A 16,129-nucleotide genomic window follows, 5' to 3' on the forward strand; every position below is an offset into this window, starting at 1 on the left:
TGGCAGGCCAATAAAAAGCGCATTTATGCGCAGCCAGTGTAAAAGGGCTATGCCCGAAAAAGAAAAACCACCCGCTATGCGGGTGGATAGTTATTTTGGAATAGCAATTTTAATATTTAAATTTATTTATTAGCTTGACTCATCCATAAGCCATGCAAATTACAATAGGCATATGCTTTGACGTTGCGTTCACTGCCTATATGAAAAGATGCTTCCGGTGAATCACCGGCTTCTAGTTCCACACGCTGTATTCTATCTCCGTATAGAACAGCAATCCATTTTATAAGATGTTCCGGTGTCATGGGATGGTTTACACTTCCTACCTTAACAGTAACAGTGTCACCGTTAAAACTTATAACTGGAACATGTTTTTCATTGGAAGCGTCAACAGAATTTGCTTGCAGTAAAGTCATCGGTTTACCGCAACAAATCAATTTTGCATCGGCTACTGTTATTGTTCGGGAAAAACTATTGCCATTTTCAATGAGTTTCTTTTTTCCTAAATCAATTACTTCCAGTATATAACCACATACCTCACACTTATAAACTAACAATTCCTTCATCATAAAACCCCTTTCCAATAATATGACTGTAAGTTAATATAACTCACGGTCAACAGTTAAAGCTATTTGTAATTATTCTCTATGGATAACCTTTATTGATATTATACTAAAAGAAACAGTGTTTTACAAGTAATATTTTTATAAAATATATATTTTTTATATATTTATGCTATTTGTTTATATTGATTAACTTATAAAAGCAGTAATATTACAAGAAACCTAGTTAATTTATCTGCTCCAAATTTTAAGAATGTGGTAAAATATATACATCTATAATATATATTTTATTGAGGGAAAAAATGAATAGAAAATCGCAGGCTACTATCGTTTTGATAGTAATGACAGCAGGAACTTTGTTGACAGTAAATAATACATGTTTTACCGGGGGGCTTATTCACAATGGATTTATGGCAGCTATGATCGGTGGTCTAGCCGATTGGTTCGCAATTACAGCTATTTTTAAAAAACCATTAGGTATTTCTTGGCGGACGGCTATTTTACCGCGTAACCGGCAGCGTATAATGGACGAAATAATTACTTTTATCGGTGAAGATTTATTAAATACAGCTAATATAATGAAAGATATTATCCAATATGATATGTCGAAAATGTTCATAATTTACCTTGAAAAACTCGGGGGGAGAAAACGGTTAAAAGAAACAGTGCAACCGATTCTTATTGGGCTTTTGCAGAATTTTGACAGCAATAGGTTAGCTGCTATTGTGCAAAAAATAATAAAAAAGGACAAGCAGGAATATATTTTAAAAGATACTTTAATACAGGTGTCTTCACATTTAACTGATGAGTTGGTTTTTGCAAAATTGATGGAAATATCATATGGAATATCATTGAAAATATTAAACGATGAAAAAACACAGGCTGTTTTTGAACCTGTAATTCATGAAATAAAGGAAGAATATAAAAAAGGTTCAACGCTTCGTGAAATGATAATTGCCATGTTTGACCTTTCTGATGAGAACTTAATCAATATTATTAAGAAGAATTTAATTACTAAGCTTGAACATCTTAAAGATAGTGAAAGTGATGAGTATAAAGCAGTATTTGACTGGCTGCAAAATTTGCTTGCTGGATTACCACAAAATAAAAAATATGATGATTTTTTCAAGACTGTTGAAGATGAATTAATATATAAAATAAATATAACCGCTTACTTGAAGAATTATATTGATAACTATAAAAATAATGATACAAATGCTGAATACGTTATAGGCATGGTCAATCATATAGTTGATGATGCCATTAATGCTTTTATCCAAAATACTGTTGCACATGAATCTTTTGATAATTGGCTGAAGGAAAAGCTCAGTCTTTTTGTAACGAAAAGCTCTCCTTTTATTTTGCAAATGGTCAGGGATAAATTAAACAGTTATTCCACTGAATCATTCATCACCTTAATTGAAAACCATGTGGGCAATGATTTACAAATGATCCGTATTAATGGTTCTTTGGTGGGCGGGATAGCAGGAATGCTGCTTTATATGCTGACCTATTTTGCGGAAAGGATGCTTGGCTAATGCATAAATTTAATCGCGCCGATAAAACATTATTGGTAGCTGCATGTCTTTTTTTAGTAGCTTTACCGATAAGAATAAAATATCCCGGAATTTTTACCGAGGCTTTCCTGTTCTGTATTGAAGCTGCATTGGTCGGTGGTATTGCTGACTGGTTTGCCGTATCAGCACTTTTTAGAAAACCTCTTGGAATTCCTTGGCATACAGCTATTCTGCCCAAACGCAGGCAGGCATTTACAGAAGCCACAATACGTCTTGTACAAAGGCAGTTCTTTGCCAAAAAGATCGTTTTCCAAAGAGTTAAGTCACTTAACGCATCAGAAAAAGTAATTTGCTGGTTGGATAATGATACACGAAAACAATTATTTACTGAAAAAGTAACATCTATGCTGCTCACTAAAATAGCCCAAATTGATTCCACTGTTATCGCTGAGAAATTATCTGTATATTTAAATGAAAATGTTATTAAAACTTTAGATATGAAAAAATGGTGCGCCGAATATTTGGAAACTGATAAATGGAAAACTGCACTTGTGAAAAATTTAGCCATTTTTATCAAGGGAAGAATCTCAGGTGAAACTGGTGTGGAGGACATTAAAAAATTACTGGAACATTTTGAAAGCGAGAAGATAAAACAGGGAGCATCTTCGCTTTTAATGTCTCTTGGTGGTTTTTTTGATGTCATAAATAATGAAGAATGTGCCCTTTTGATTCAAAAAAAGCTGCTTATATTAACAGACCAGTTATTTGACAGCCAAAGCCAGGTGCATAAAGATATGGCAGCTATTGTTGATAAAGCTATAAAAGAAACAATAGCGGAAAACAACTGGCAGGAACTTATTAATTTATTACAAAAAAAATTATTGGACTCAGGTATGTTGAAAAAGATAATTTTAGGATATCTTTCCAGTATAAAAAAACAATGCGATAATTCTGCACAAGACAGTGAGTTACGGCAAGTCCTTAAAAATTTTATTGCTGTAGAAATAGAAGATTGTTTTTCAATAATGCGGAATAATAAAGAGATATATAAACTTATCGAAACGTTGATAAATGATATTTTGCGCCGTTCTGCACTTCAAGCCCAAAGCATGGTGGGAGATATAGTGCGTCGTGCCCTTAATAATATGAGTGATGAACAATTGAATACTATTGTCCATTCTAAAATAAACACTGATTTGATCTGGATTAGAATGAATGGGTCTATTGTTGGGGGTGGGATCGGTATTTTACTATTTATATTTATGCGGGTGATTAGATAATATAGGTATTTTATAAATATTAATGTAAATATAAAAACAATTAAATACAAATAATGCTTTTTTTGCTATACTATATAAAGTATATAAGAAAAAGGGAGGCTCCATTCATGGGAAAAGCACTGATCATAGGCTGCGGTGGTGTAGCTAGCGTGGCTATCCACAAATGCTGCCAAAACAGCGAAGCTTTTAGCGATATTATGATTGCCAGCCGTACAAAAAGTAAATGTGATGCACTGAAGCAAAAACTTAATGGCGGAAAAACAAGAATTACTACGGCACAAGTAGATGCCGATTCAACAGAACAGTTAATAAACTTAATAAATGAATATAAGCCTGATATTGTTTTGAATCTGGCATTACCATATCAAGATTTATCAATAATGGACGCATGTCTTGCGACTAAAACCCACTATGTTGATACGGCTAATTACGAACCACCAGAAACAGCTAAATTTGAATATAAATGGCAATGGGCATACCGTGATAAATTTAAGGCAGCGGGCATAACCGCACTCCTTGGAAGTGGTTTTGATCCTGGAGTAACAGGTGTTTTCAGTGCTTATGCCTTAAAACATCATTTTGATGAAATAAACGATATTGATATACTTGATTGCAATGGCGGTGACCATGGCTATCCTTTTGCAACTAATTTCAATCCAGAAATAAACATAAGGGAAGTAACTGCAAATGGCAGTTATTGGCAAAATGGTAAATGGATAGAAACTAAGCCTATGGAAATAAAAAGAACATATGATTTTGCAGAAGTGGGCAAAAAAGACATGTATCTTTTGCACCATGAAGAACTTGAATCATTGGGACTGAACATAAAAGGAATTAAGCGTATTCGTTTCTTTATGACCTTTGGGCAAAGTTATCTTACGCACTTGAACTGCTTACAGGACGTTGGTATGACATCAATAGAACCTATTGATTTTGAAGGGAAAAAAATAGTTCCCTTACAATTTTTGAAGGCAGTTCTTCCTGATCCAGCAAGTCTTGGGCCGCGTACTGTCGGCAAAACGAATATAGGTTGCATTTTTACAGGGAAAAAAGACGGCAAGGAAAAACACTATTATCTTTATAATATTTGTGACCATCAGGAATGTTATAAGGAAGTTGGTTCCCAGGCTGTTTCTTATACTACTGGTGTCCCTGCCATGATAGGGACGATGCTTGTCATGAATGGGACTTGGCAGAAACCAGGTGTCTATAATATTGAAGAGTTTGATCCTGATCCGTTTATGGAAGCACTCAATAAATGGGGACTTCCTTGGCGGGAAAGTTTTGCTCCCGTCCTTGTCGAATAGTAACAAAAATACTCTTTAAACTTAATAAATGTCTTTGAAAGCATTTTCTATTAATTAATGTGTGATAAGCTGATAGAAAATGCTTTTTCTATAAATACAAACCAAAACAAGCTGGGATATTAATCGCTGTCCCGCTTTAATACACAAGTTATCTCATTATTGACAGTGTAAATGATTAAATGTATAGTTTATATTATATATAGATCTTTTTAGAAAAGGATGAGCGCTCTGAATAAAACAATAATTGCAGTAGCACAAAAACTGCCAACACCATGCTATATAATTTCAGAAAATCTATTGGAAAAGAATTTGCAACAGCTTTCAATTATACAAAAAAAAGCCGGCTGTAAAATCTTGCTGGCCCAAAAAGCATTTTCAATGTTTTATTTTTATCCGCTTATTGCTAAATATTTACGGGGAACAACTTCCAGTGGTTTATACGAAGCAAAGCTGGCCAATGAGTATATGCCGACGGGAGAAAATCATATATTTTCGCCTGCCTACACAGAAAAGGATTTTCCTGAAATAATCTCAATTTGTAAACATATAGTGTTCAATTCATTTTCCCAATGGAAGAGGTTTGGTAAAGAAGCACTGGCAGCAGGATGCAAATGCGGCCTACGTATCAATCCCCGGTTTTCTACACAGGAGCATGCCATTTATGACCCTTGTTCACCGGGTTCTAGGCTTGGTATTACTGCTGATAAGTTTTCGGGAGAGTCGTTAAAAGGGATAAGTGGTATACATTTTCATACCTTATGTGAACAAGGTGCCGAAGCACTCGAGGCAACATTGGCAGTTGTTGAAAAAGATTTTGGTAAATATCTTTATGACATGAAATGGATTAATTTAGGCGGTGGGCATTTAATTACCAGACAAGGGTATAATACAGAATTACTCATTGAGTTGATAAAACATCTGCGCGATAAGTATGATCTTGAAGTATACCTTGAACCGGGAGAAGCAGTGGCACTCGATGCGGGTTTCTTAAGCGCTTCTGTTTTAGAAATAATCGACAACGATAGCCATACTGCTATCTTAGATGCGTCGGCTGCATGCCATATGCCAGACGTTATAGAAATGCCCTATCGTCCTAATGTAGTCAATAGCGGCAAACCAGGGGAAAAAGCATTTACCTATACTTTTGGCGGAGATACCTGTCTTGCTGGTGACATCATAGGAGAATATTCTTTTGATAATCCGTTAGCAGTTGGTGAAAAAATTATCTTTTGCGATATGGCTATTTATTCTATGGTCAAAAATAATACTTTTAATGGAATGGCTTTACCTTCAATAGCCGCTCTTAAAAAAAATGGACAAATAGAAATTGTGAAGAGTTTTAATTATAATGATTTTAAAAATCGTCTTTCTTAAGAAAAACTATAATAACTGCATTATATCTGTTTTATTGGCATTGGCATTTTTTGTTCTCTTTTCCTTTTTAACAGAGACTATGGTCAATGCCGAAATTCGCCTGCCTAAATTGGAAACTCCTACAGTCCAGTTACCTGATGTACCAACTGTGCCTTCACCACAAATGCCAGAAATAAAAACAATTGATATAGATACTACCCAAATTGCTGATGAAATAGATGCACATGCTAAGGCAGCTAAGGCTAAAGATGAAAAAAATGCACAGGACAATACTGCATCGCCCAAAAGCAAAGAAAATGCTCCTGCTGATGATAAGATTAAAAACAATAAGTATATTAAACGCGGTGATGCAGACACTAAAGGTGATGATTCTGCAGGTGGTAATAATGCTGAAAATACAGAAACAGCGACGGATGCTGCCGATACACCGGCTAAGACAGACCAGGAAAGTGGGCAGGCTGCTAACGCCCAACAACTTTTGACGAGTGGTTTTTTTGCAATAATGTTTTACATTTTCAGTAGGACTGCTTTTATAGCAATAGTTCTTTGGCTATTAATTTTATATTTAGTAAAAAAAGGTTCTATAATGTTTGAGACTTTTTCATTTTTCCTGATGAATATTATTGCTGGAGCTTTCTATTTCCCTCTGGCGGGTAAGCTGGAAGGGGGAAAAATAGCTTTTTATGATAAAGTAATTAGCAATGATGATTTTTTAGTGATAATGACAGTTTTTTCTCTTTGCGTGCTGGTGACGGCTGGATTATTAGGCATTCTCGCAGTATTTTTACAAAATATAAATAAGGGAGGATATTTTAATGGGAAAAATACCAAAAAATTTATCTGATAAGGCTATGTTTACGGGTTATAAAGAAGGTAAAAAGGAACAATCATTATTTGATATTGCTAAAGAATTTGATGAAGGCAATACCGCAAAGCCACGCGTAGAAAAGAAGGAAGCAGGCTATATAGATAAATATTTAGCTGATGCCTTAAATAGAGAATTATTAAAATTAAAATTGGATTTATATAAAGATGGTATTATTGATTATCAAATAAAAGTCAGCAGGAAGGATAAGCAAATAATACTTAATCCTGTTATCAAAAAAGGACATAATAAAAAATAACATATATGCAACTAAGCCAATTTCCTTTTTTGCCAGTATAAGTGAATGCATTGCTGTTCTTTTGAACCTGCTTTTATGCAGGCAGCAATGGCAGTATAACGTGCCAACACTCTCAAGTCCCTTGCTTTAATAATACGGCTGTATCCTAAATGTTTCATTCTTCTACCTCCAAATATTTAGTTTGCTTAAAATTTAAGTTCAGTTTTCTTTACAAGACGATAATACACTATTCTCGAAAATTTGGCAAGTTGATTTTTCAACTTTATGAATTTTTTAGAAGGCATACTTGTTGATTTTTCCGAACAAATTAAGTATACTAAAGAAAAACTGGAGGTTTAAATTATGACAGATTTTGCCGAAAAGCTGCGTGAATACATGACTGCGGCAGGAATAAACCAGACTAAATTATCCAGAATTACAGGAATTAATAAATCTTCAATATGCGAATATTTATCTGGAAGTTATGAACCCAAGCAGAAAAATGTTTTAAAAATAGCAGCTGCACTCAACGTACCGCCAGAACATTTTTGGGGAATGAAAATAGCTGCTGCTGAAAAAAAAGAACCTGAAGGCAGTGTGAAAAGAATTCCTTTAATAGGCAGTATCGCTGCCGGCAGACCTATCTTAGCTGTACAAGACTTTGACGAATATATTCCTTGCAGTGATACTGTGCATGCAGACTTTTGCCTTCGTGTAGCAGGTGACAGCATGATAAACGCCAGGATATATGATGGTGATATTGTTTTTATCCATGAACAGGCAGACGTAAACGATGGTGAAATAGCAGCCGTGCTTGTTGATGACAGTGCTACCTTAAAACGCATTTATAAATATGGAAATATGATTCAGCTGCGTGCTGAAAATCCTAAATATAAGCCAATGGAATTTAGTCGGAACAATTGCAATAATATACGTATCCTTGGCAAAGCTGTAGCTTTACTGGGAAAAGTATTATAAGACTTGCAAGGCTGATAAAATTCTAGTAATGTATTTTTCTATGCATAAGAGAATACATAAAATCCAGCATGTACTAGAGTGCACCGATAATAGCAAGGGAGTTTAGCTGAAATGAATAATCCTAAAGTATTTAACCAAAATAATTTATTTAAAAAATATGTGAATTCATGTGTATGCAACGTTAAGGCTGCTGTTAGACTTTACGAAGAAAGTAAGGATTTGACGGCACCACCGGCCCCTGCTGTGCTTGCTTATATCTGTCAGGCCCATGCTTGTGCTAAGCAGGTACAATTATTGGCTGGGTTACTGGAAATAAATCAATATAATAACTTTTATGCTTCTTTTATAGAACTTAACAATGTTTTTATGCGTTTTGCGGCTACGGGACATAATAAGGAAGATGTTTCTGCTAAGTATGATATATTTATTGGTGCTTTCGATAAATTGGATTTTGAAAGAGCATAATTTACAGGTCAATTTTTAGGAATGTTTTCCATTGCAGAAAAGTAGAGAGGTTCTGTAATTATAATCACGATAAACGGCAGATTAGTTATAGAGGCATTGAAGAAATAAGCTAAAACTTTTTATTTAAAGTTTTGGCTTATTTTATTTTGCTAAGCCTTTTTATTATTTAGTATGGGGGAAAACTATTACTGACCTTGTATTTGAGAAATGTTCAATTCTTCGGTATAATACTTCATGTAAACATCTTTTAGAAACGGAGCCTGCTTATGAATCAATGTCCACGTTGTTCCAGAAATATAAAAGATGGAGATAAATATTGTAAATTTTGCGGACAAGCTTTAATGGACAAAAATTTTACCTGTCCTATCTGTGGTGAACCTTTGACTATTTTTATGCAGACATGTCCGGGATGCGGGCACAAGATAGATGAATTGCTGCCTTTAGCGAAATGTTCAAAGAAACCTGTCGCTAAGCACGAATTTAAACATAGAAAAAAATTAATTTTTATTATTTTAATAGTATTTTTTATTATAATGAGTGCAGGTTTTTTTATTTATAAGCTCAATCTGGCTAACGAATATTATTTGGCACAAAGCACCAAATGTATTGAAAATTTGAATGAAAATAATAAACTTTTAACAGAATTATTTTCAAAGAAAAATTTAGCAGAGGAAGATAAAGAGACATTGCAACCTAAAATTACGGCGGCAAAAGAAAATATTGAGGCGTTAAATAACGACTTCCGTACTGAAACCGTTCCACATAAATATGTCGTCGTTAATAATAGAATAAAAAAATTACTGCTTGCAGAACTCACTATTTTAAAAGAAGCTGAAAATATAACCCAGTTTTCTCCCACACAAGGAATAGGAAAAAATATAACCAATATGCAAAATAGGTTAAATGATTTTAAGGATTTATCTGCACAGATAAATTTAAATGGAAAGACGATTGAAGTCGATGAAAATTTTTATTGTATAGCCAGTAATTTGGAAGAATGGAATACGTCGCTGAATCTTGCTTATAAGACTAAAGCAGAGTCAATAAACCGGCAAGCAATCTTTTTTGACCGAATGGATCAATATATTAAAGACTATGAATTGACCAAAGACCGTTTACCGGACATCATGCAGAACTTACGAAAAGGCGGTTATACATGGGAAGAGTATTTTTCGGAGCTGGACACTGCTCTGGCTTATCGAAAGACTATCCAAAACGATGTTGCCCAGCTTGATTGCATTGATGTAGACATACCAATCCAAGAAAATTTTATAGAAGTGATAACTACCTCCATAAGTTATGTGCAGACGGCACGCGAAGCAGCTATAATTGAATTTGAGAACGACAGTTATGCAAAGGCAATGCCATACTACGATACAGCTGATACAATCCATCAAACTGAAACTGATTCTTATGATATATTTATCCAGCAATATAATAACGCAAAAATAAATTTTAACGCAGTTAAAGCAGCATTTACGAATAATTCTACATAATAGACATCCCGCTGAATGAAATCCATACTAAATATGATCTTGGTGTAATTAAATTAATGGGGAGTACAAACGTGAAAGAAAAATTGACGAAACGAGAAACAAAGAAACTTCAATCCAAAAAAACTATAATCGAATCTGCCACTAAGCTGTTTGCAGAAAAAGGATTATCAGAAACTTCGATAGCGGATATAATGAAGGAGGCTCAGCTGGGTTTAGGTACGTTTTATAATTATTTTGACTCTAAGGAGTCATTACTTAAGGAATTGTTAAATAAAATGGCTGAGGATATCCGTTCTTCGTTTGCAACTATTTCCCAAACAAAAGAAACCTATACAGAAATTCTAGAATCTGTGATTGCCCAAACAGCCGCGCTGTTAGATAAAAACCGTTTCGTTTTACCATTGTTTATAAAAGCTGCTGATAAAAGCGGTTTACCGGCTGAAATGGGACATGAAAGCGGTGCAGCCCCATTATTCAAGTATATATTTGACGGGATAATAAAAAAAGGGCAGGAAAATAACGAATTCCGTAGTGATATTCCGGCAGAAATAATTACAGAAATGTTTCATTCTATTTTCCAGGCAGCGTCCTTTAGCAGCCTGCCGATAGATTTTTGTGACAATGTGCATTATAAGGTAATGATAATAATAGATGGTTTGAAAATAAATAAATAAGCACCATAAAATAATCAGGCCGATAAGCGATGAGTTGCTTACCGGCCTGATTATTGCAGTATAAAGGAAAGATTATATTAAATTATTTAAGCGGTTTTTTTAAAACTGCTAAAATAGCCATACTAACTAAAGAGCCTATAATAATTGCCACCAGGTACATGACAGGATTACCGATTGTCGGTACTACGAAAATGCCACCATGTGGTGCCCTTAATGTACAATTAAAAGCCATTGACAGAGCGCCAGCTGCTGCCGAACCAACTATACATGATGGAATGACACGCAGCGGATCGCTGGCCGCAAATGGAATGGCGCCTTCTGTGATAAATGATAGCCCCATTACATAGTTGCTGACGGCTGATTTGCGTTCATTGTCTGTGAAACGATTTTTAAAGAAGGTGCTGCATAGGGCAATAGCCAATGGTGGTACCATACCGCCAGCCATAACGGCAGCCATGATGCCATATTCTCCACTTGCCAGCATACCTGTACCAATTACATATGCTGCTTTATTTACAGGGCCGCCCATATCCACAGACATCATACCACCCAATATGGCACCAATGAGTACACGGCTGTTGGTATCCATGTTCTTGAGTGTTTCAATAAGCCATGTATTGATACCGCTGACTGGTGGATTAATTATAAAGGTTATAATCAGGCCCATGAGAAGAACACCAAATAGCGGATAAATAAGGATTGTTTTTATTCCTTCTAGCGAATGGGGTAATACAGAACATACTTTTCTCAAGCCGATTATGACATAGCCGGCAACAAAACCTGCCAGTAAAGCACCTAAAAAGCCAGAACCACCAGAATTGGCCATAGCTCCACCGACGAAACCGGCAACTAAGCCAGGACGATCGGCTATACTCATAGCAATGAATCCAGCTAATACAGGAAGCATAAAGCCGAAGGATACACCGCCGACATTTTTGAAAAATGCCGCTAATGGTGTGTTGGAACCAAAATTTGCCGGATTGGCAGGGTCAAATGGATCGACAAGAAACGCTATCGCTATTAAGATGCCGCCGCCTACAACAAAAGGAAGCATATGGGAAACACCGTTCATGAGATGCTTATAAACCTGACGACCAAAAGTTTCCGGTTCATCTTCAACAGATCCTTCATCATTAGTCGCGTCATGTTTATATATTGGTACTTCTCCACCCAAGGCCTTATCTAAAAGTTCATCGGCCTTATTTATACCGTTCGCCACTTTTGTGATCAGCACTGGTCTACCGTTGAACCTTGCCATTGGGACATTTTTATCTGCCGCCACTATAATGCATTTCGCATCTGCTATTTCTTTGCTGGTAAGTTCATTTTTGGTACCGCCAGAGCCTTCCGTTTCTACTTTTATGCTTATGTTACGTTTTTTGGCATGTTGTTCAAGGCTTTCAGCTGCCATATACGTATGTGCTATACCAGTAGGGCAGGCGGTTACTGCCAAGATTTCATATTGGTCTGCTTTTTTTTGCGGCACATCCTGTTCTTCCGCAGTGGCAGCAGAACGTGTTGCTTCTTTTTTATTAATTAATTCTAAAAATTGTTCTACACTTTTAGCAGCGATAAGGGATTCTTTAAAATCACTGTCCATTAACATGGTAGCCAAAGCGCTGAGCATCTGTAAATGTTCATCATTAGCGGAGTCAGGCGCAGCAATTAGAAAAAACAACCGTGCCGGTCGGTTATCCATGGAAGCAAAATCTACGCCGTCTTTTACCACCATGGCGGCAAGTGCAGCTTTTTTCACTGCGGGACTTTTGGCGTGGGGAGTAGCAATTCCATCGCCCAAACCAGTAGTGCCTGATTCTTCACGTAAGAAAACGGCTTTTTTATACATTTCCTTATCAGTGAGTACACCGGCATTATCCATGAGGTCAACTAGCATATTTATGGCATCTTTTTTATCTACCGGATGTGCATCTAGCAATATGCTCTCTTTTTTCAGTAAATCAGTAATATGCATAACCTAATCTCCTTTTATTTTAAAGAATTATTTGTTCCATTAAGCTGTTTACATCCTTGCTGACAGCTAAATTGTCAGAGAAGGCAGAAGCAGAGCCCGCGGCTATTCCCGTGCGGAACGCTGTTTTGTAATCGCCGGAAGAAAGATATCCAGCTAAGAAACCTGCGACCATAGAATCGCCAGCGCCCACTGAATTTATCAATTTTCCTTTCGGGGCTGGAGCGGTCATACAGTCGCCTTTTTCTGTGATTAAAATAGCACCGTCGCCGCCACGCGAAATTAAAACGTTACGGGCACCACGCCGTTGTAATATTTTTGCATGTTCAATAAGCTCTGGGGCTGTTTTTAAGGTTTTGCCGAACATGCCGCTTAATTCATGGTTGTTGGGTTTTATTAAAAATGGTTTATATTCTAAAACATTGAGTAATAATTTTCCTTCAGCGTCAACTACAAAACTGACACCTTTGGGATAGAGACGTTTCAATATTCTTTCATATATGTCGTTCGGTAATGTGTTGGGAATACTGCCTGCCAAAACAAGAAAATCTCCCTTTTTCAAGCCATCGAGCTTTTGGAACAGTGCTTCTATTGCTTCTTGTGGTATATTTGGCCCTTGGCCATTTAATTCCGTTTCAGAATCAGCCTTAATTTTTACATTAATGCGGGAATTTCCCTGCGGTAATTCTATAAAATCACAGCTACAATTAAATACATCTTTCAGCTGCCTTTTTATTTCCATACCGGTAAAGCCGACTGTGAAACCGGAAGCAATACTAGATACTCCCAGGTTTTTTAAAACGATGGATACGTTTATGGCTTTTCCCCCGCAAAGTATTTTTTCGTATTTGAGCCGATTTATCGCACCTGTTTTGAAAGCGTCAAGTCTCACTATATAATCAAGTGAAGGATTAAAAGTGACTGTATAAATCATCAAAAGTCCCCCTTTATATAAATTCTGTAGCAATTACATATAGCAACATCAAATAATATGAAAAAGGTATATTACTGATGGGATGTAGCCTTTAGCAAATAATGTTTTTAGCTTTTAGTCGGGTAAAATAATATTGTATTTTTCGTAGGAATCATCAGGTTTTTTGTCAGTAATAATAGATGCCATATTAAGTACAGCAAAATTAACCGGCGTTATTTTGCCGAATTTAGAGCTGTCTGCAAGGACATAAGCCTTTTTGCAATGCCTAATGGCAGCTTCTTTGATCATAGCTTCCTCTGTTGTGGGGGTTGTAAAACCGGCTGTTAAACTTATACCATTAGTGCCAAAAAAACCGATAGTGAAATTGTAGCGCTGCACATTGGCAACAGCTAATGCACCGACAGCAGCATAAGTCACCGATTTCATGTTACCGCCGATTATTATTGTTTCAAAACCAAGATCCATCAATTTTACCGCATGGGAGGCATCGTTTGTCACATATGTGGCATTTTTTTCTTGCAGCTGCTCAATCAAGAGACTGGTGGTTGTTCCGGCATCAATATATACAACATCACTGGCTTTGATCAATTTTACTGCTTGGGCGGCTATTATCATTTTTTGCTTAATATTGACTGTTTCGCGTATTTGGACTTTTTCTTCAGTTGTCAGATAGCTCTCAGGTGACATCGCACCGCCGTATATTTTGATTAAGACGCCTTTAGTATGTAATACATTTATATCACGCCGCACAGTTGCTTCGGAAGCTTTTAAAATTTTTGACAATTCTGTGACAGTTATAGAATGTCTTTGTTTAAGTATTTGAAGTATTTTATTATATCTTTGTGCAGCTAACATATAAACTCCCTCTTTTTACCTAAATTATATACGAGCAATAAATCAAAGTCAATCAAAATAAATCAAATAAATGCAGGAAACAATCTTTACAAAGTAATAATATATAATTAATTTCCAGTTATATATTTCATATTATTAGTCTGTAATGCAATATATCGCAAACTATAACTGTTAACACATGCAAAATGTTATTAAAATATTAATGTTTTTACTTACAACTGTACAATTGGTTTAAAATAATATATAATATGAGTTGTATATTTTAGTAGCCTTTTCTACCTGCTAAACATTAATGGGGTGATTTGATGGCGATAAGGCGAGTTGCAGTAGACCGAAGAGATAGTGCGATCTATCGGAATGTTTTGAAAAGAGGAGGGTTTATTTCGGCTAGTTATTTATCAATCAACGGTTTTGATGCTATGCGGTTAAAAAAATTAGCAATGCAGGGTAGGCTTGATGCCATTCGGTGTGCTATTGGTAAATCTGTACGATGGTACTACCAGGAAAATCAGGCTGAATTGGCTCACCTAAAAGGAGAAGTATAACAGAGAATTTAATGATGTATTTACGGGATCGGCTTTTGCCGGTCTCTTTTTTGTCTAATTTTACTGTCTTATTGAAGATATGTTATAATAAATTAAAATATATTTTATACCGTGGTAAAAACATGAAAGCATTTTATCTTAGGCATTTATTTAGGAAGTAATTATGAAAACTTTAAATGAAATTGAGCAATATTATCAGGAAAACACAGAATGGATGAACAAATACATAAAATCTTTCTACAATGATAATAAGGAAATACAAGCAGGTATTTCAATAAAAGAAGTGCATACAAAAAAAGTTGCTTCTATATCAGGGGTACTGGCAGGCCATTTACAACTAAATAAGCATGATGTAATTTTGGCACAGATTATCGGTCTTTTTCATGATATCGGTCGATTTAAACAATTTACTATATATAAGACATTTAATGATGCATTATCAGAAAACCATGCGCTGCTCGGCTTAAAAGTTTTGCAGGAATATAACCTTCTCGAACGGCTGTCTTCTGATGACCGGCAGTTGCTTGAATTTGCCATAAGAAATCATAATGCCAAACAGATAGAACAAACAAAAGATAAACGGCAGCTGCTTTTTGCCAAAATAATACGTGACGCGGACAAACTTGATATTTTTCGGGTACTGCGCCCATATCTTACGACAGGGGACATTGAACCGTGCAGTGCGGTATTTGTCGAGCAGTTTAAAAATGGCGGTCAATGTGATTATAAATTGATCCGCACGCAAAATGACAGAAAACTGGTTCGCCTGCTTTGGATATATGATATTAATTTTTCGTGGACACTTTCCAAGATAGTGTCACAAGGTTATATCGAAGAAATAATAAACAGTTTACCGCAGACGGCTGATATGAAAATCGGATTTGGGGTGTTAAAAAATTACATTTCACAAAAACTCAAGCAACCAGATATGCCTGTTGCTTATTAAGTAATGCACAGCAGCTAGCTTACTTTTGCAGGAATTTCTTTTTTAGCTGCGAATATTAAAGTATTAAACGGTGCGGGAAATGGTGTTATTCATTTGGAGGATAACAGCCGCATTTTATTATCTAAA

At 35.8% G+C, this 16,129-nt stretch carries 17 protein-coding genes; 12 read left to right on the forward strand and 5 right to left on the reverse strand.

Annotated features, from left to right (window positions below; translation table 11 throughout):
- Nucleotides 1–122 precede the first annotated feature (122 nt).
- Complete coding sequence (locus EDC37_RS10360) at nucleotides 123–566, reverse strand: desulfoferrodoxin family protein (RefSeq protein ID WP_132551062.1); 444 nt, start codon at nucleotides 564–566, stop codon at nucleotides 123–125.
- A 296-nt stretch (nucleotides 567–862) separates the two neighbouring features.
- Between EDC37_RS10360 and EDC37_RS10365 the strand changes: the two genes are divergently transcribed.
- The 6 genes from EDC37_RS10365 to EDC37_RS10390 all read left to right on the forward strand — a co-directional run bounded on the left by EDC37_RS10365 (nucleotide 863) and on the right by EDC37_RS10390 (nucleotide 7,162).
- Nucleotides 863–2,098, forward strand: a complete 1,236-nt coding sequence (locus tag EDC37_RS10365; protein WP_132551064.1) for a DUF445 domain-containing protein — start codon at nucleotides 863–865, stop codon at nucleotides 2,096–2,098.
- Nucleotides 2,098–3,357, forward strand: a complete 1,260-nt coding sequence (locus EDC37_RS10370) for a DUF445 family protein (protein WP_132551067.1) — start codon at nucleotides 2,098–2,100, stop codon at nucleotides 3,355–3,357. Before EDC37_RS10365 ends, EDC37_RS10370 begins: the two co-directional genes overlap by 1 nt.
- A 107-nt stretch (nucleotides 3,358–3,464) precedes the next feature.
- On the forward strand, nucleotides 3,465–4,664 hold the full coding sequence (locus tag EDC37_RS10375) for a saccharopine dehydrogenase family protein (protein ID WP_132551069.1): 1,200 nt from the start codon (nucleotides 3,465–3,467) through the stop codon (nucleotides 4,662–4,664).
- Nucleotides 4,665–4,883: 219 nt separating this feature from the next.
- Complete coding sequence (nspC, locus tag EDC37_RS10380; protein WP_132551071.1) at nucleotides 4,884–6,038, forward strand: carboxynorspermidine decarboxylase; 1,155 nt, start codon at nucleotides 4,884–4,886, stop codon at nucleotides 6,036–6,038.
- Nucleotides 6,013–6,882: a hypothetical protein gene (locus EDC37_RS10385; RefSeq protein ID WP_132551073.1), complete on the forward strand. Its 870-nt coding sequence runs from the start codon at nucleotides 6,013–6,015 to the stop codon at nucleotides 6,880–6,882. Before nspC ends, EDC37_RS10385 begins: the two co-directional genes overlap by 26 nt.
- On the forward strand, nucleotides 6,854–7,162 hold the full coding sequence (locus EDC37_RS10390) for a hypothetical protein (protein WP_132551075.1): 309 nt from the start codon (nucleotides 6,854–6,856) through the stop codon (nucleotides 7,160–7,162). The genes EDC37_RS10385 and EDC37_RS10390 overlap by 29 nt, the downstream gene beginning before the upstream one ends.
- Before the next feature lie 11 nt (nucleotides 7,163–7,173).
- Here the strand turns inward: EDC37_RS10390 and EDC37_RS12315 are convergent, their stop codons facing one another.
- Nucleotides 7,174–7,320 (reverse strand): hypothetical protein, encoded by a 147-nt coding sequence (locus EDC37_RS12315; RefSeq protein ID WP_165874507.1) that lies wholly within the window; start codon nucleotides 7,318–7,320, stop codon nucleotides 7,174–7,176.
- Between the two features lie 184 nt (nucleotides 7,321–7,504).
- Between EDC37_RS12315 and lexA the strand changes: the two genes are divergently transcribed.
- The 4 genes from lexA (at nucleotide 7,505) to EDC37_RS10410 (ending at nucleotide 10,754) form a co-directional block, all read left to right on the forward strand.
- Nucleotides 7,505–8,119, forward strand: a complete 615-nt coding sequence (lexA, locus tag EDC37_RS10395) for a transcriptional repressor LexA (protein WP_132551077.1) — start codon at nucleotides 7,505–7,507, stop codon at nucleotides 8,117–8,119.
- A gap of 111 nt (nucleotides 8,120–8,230) precedes the next feature.
- Nucleotides 8,231–8,584: a hypothetical protein gene (locus EDC37_RS10400; RefSeq protein WP_132551079.1), complete on the forward strand. Its 354-nt coding sequence runs from the start codon at nucleotides 8,231–8,233 to the stop codon at nucleotides 8,582–8,584.
- A 266-nt stretch (nucleotides 8,585–8,850) separates the two neighbouring features.
- Entirely contained in the window at nucleotides 8,851–10,080 is a 1,230-nt protein-coding gene (locus tag EDC37_RS10405; RefSeq protein WP_132551081.1) for a zinc ribbon domain-containing protein, read from the forward strand.
- A gap of 71 nt (nucleotides 10,081–10,151) precedes the next feature.
- Nucleotides 10,152–10,754, forward strand: coding sequence for a TetR/AcrR family transcriptional regulator (locus tag EDC37_RS10410; RefSeq protein ID WP_132551083.1), 603 nt, complete (start codon nucleotides 10,152–10,154; stop codon nucleotides 10,752–10,754).
- A gap of 82 nt (nucleotides 10,755–10,836) precedes the next feature.
- On the opposite strand, the gene EDC37_RS10415 is transcribed toward EDC37_RS10410, so the two are convergent.
- The 3 genes from EDC37_RS10415 to EDC37_RS10425 form a co-directional block, all read right to left on the reverse strand.
- Nucleotides 10,837–12,726 carry a PTS fructose transporter subunit IIABC gene (locus EDC37_RS10415; protein ID WP_132551085.1) on the reverse strand — a complete coding sequence of 630 codons (1,890 nt, stop codon included), beginning with the start codon at nucleotides 12,724–12,726 and terminating at the stop codon, nucleotides 10,837–10,839.
- Nucleotides 12,727–12,745: 19 nt separating this feature from the next.
- The gene (gene pfkB / locus EDC37_RS10420) at nucleotides 12,746–13,657 is read right to left on the reverse strand and encodes a 1-phosphofructokinase (RefSeq protein WP_132551087.1); all 912 of its coding nucleotides are present in this window, start codon (nucleotides 13,655–13,657) and stop codon (nucleotides 12,746–12,748) included.
- Nucleotides 13,658–13,771: 114 nt separating this feature from the next.
- Nucleotides 13,772–14,512 (reverse strand): DeoR/GlpR family DNA-binding transcription regulator, encoded by a 741-nt coding sequence (locus EDC37_RS10425; RefSeq protein WP_132551089.1) that lies wholly within the window; start codon nucleotides 14,510–14,512, stop codon nucleotides 13,772–13,774.
- A gap of 305 nt (nucleotides 14,513–14,817) precedes the next feature.
- Between EDC37_RS10425 and EDC37_RS10430 the strand changes: the two genes are divergently transcribed.
- On the forward strand, nucleotides 14,818–15,057 hold the full coding sequence (locus tag EDC37_RS10430; protein WP_132551091.1) for a hypothetical protein: 240 nt from the start codon (nucleotides 14,818–14,820) through the stop codon (nucleotides 15,055–15,057).
- Between the two features lie 163 nt (nucleotides 15,058–15,220).
- Nucleotides 15,221–16,003, forward strand: a complete 783-nt coding sequence (locus tag EDC37_RS10435; protein ID WP_132551093.1) for an HD domain-containing protein — start codon at nucleotides 15,221–15,223, stop codon at nucleotides 16,001–16,003.
- The last annotated feature ends 126 nt before the right edge of the window (nucleotides 16,004–16,129 follow it).

The sequence above is a fragment of the Pectinatus cerevisiiphilus genome, assembly GCF_004341685.1.
GTDB classification, from domain to species: Bacteria; Bacillota; Negativicutes; order Selenomonadales; family Selenomonadaceae; genus Pectinatus; species Pectinatus cerevisiiphilus.

Excerpts from the sequence above, each read along its gene's own strand:
- EDC37_RS10360 (WP_132551062.1), bottom strand. The coding sequence starts at position 566 with ATGATGAAGGAATTGTTAGTTTATAAGTGTGAGGTATGTGGTTATATA.
- EDC37_RS10365 (WP_132551064.1), top strand. The coding sequence starts at position 863 with ATGAATAGAAAATCGCAGGCTACTATCGTTTTGATAGTAATGACAGCA.
- EDC37_RS10370 (WP_132551067.1), top strand. The coding sequence starts at position 2,098 with ATGCATAAATTTAATCGCGCCGATAAAACATTATTGGTAGCTGCATGT.
- EDC37_RS10375 (WP_132551069.1), top strand. The coding sequence starts at position 3,465 with ATGGGAAAAGCACTGATCATAGGCTGCGGTGGTGTAGCTAGCGTGGCT.
- nspC (WP_132551071.1), top strand. The coding sequence starts at position 4,884 with ATGAGCGCTCTGAATAAAACAATAATTGCAGTAGCACAAAAACTGCCA.
- EDC37_RS10385 (WP_132551073.1), top strand. The coding sequence starts at position 6,013 with ATGATTTTAAAAATCGTCTTTCTTAAGAAAAACTATAATAACTGCATT.
- EDC37_RS10390 (WP_132551075.1), top strand. The coding sequence starts at position 6,854 with ATGGGAAAAATACCAAAAAATTTATCTGATAAGGCTATGTTTACGGGT.
- EDC37_RS12315 (WP_165874507.1), bottom strand. The coding sequence starts at position 7,320 with ATGAAACATTTAGGATACAGCCGTATTATTAAAGCAAGGGACTTGAGA.
- lexA (WP_132551077.1), top strand. The coding sequence starts at position 7,505 with ATGACAGATTTTGCCGAAAAGCTGCGTGAATACATGACTGCGGCAGGA.
- EDC37_RS10400 (WP_132551079.1), top strand. The coding sequence starts at position 8,231 with ATGAATAATCCTAAAGTATTTAACCAAAATAATTTATTTAAAAAATAT.
- EDC37_RS10405 (WP_132551081.1), top strand. The coding sequence starts at position 8,851 with ATGAATCAATGTCCACGTTGTTCCAGAAATATAAAAGATGGAGATAAA.
- EDC37_RS10415 (WP_132551085.1), bottom strand. The coding sequence starts at position 12,726 with ATGCATATTACTGATTTACTGAAAAAAGAGAGCATATTGCTAGATGCA.
- pfkB (WP_132551087.1), bottom strand. The coding sequence starts at position 13,657 with ATGATTTATACAGTCACTTTTAATCCTTCACTTGATTATATAGTGAGA.
- EDC37_RS10425 (WP_132551089.1), bottom strand. The coding sequence starts at position 14,512 with ATGTTAGCTGCACAAAGATATAATAAAATACTTCAAATACTTAAACAA.
- EDC37_RS10430 (WP_132551091.1), top strand. The coding sequence starts at position 14,818 with ATGGCGATAAGGCGAGTTGCAGTAGACCGAAGAGATAGTGCGATCTAT.
- EDC37_RS10435 (WP_132551093.1), top strand. The coding sequence starts at position 15,221 with ATGAAAACTTTAAATGAAATTGAGCAATATTATCAGGAAAACACAGAA.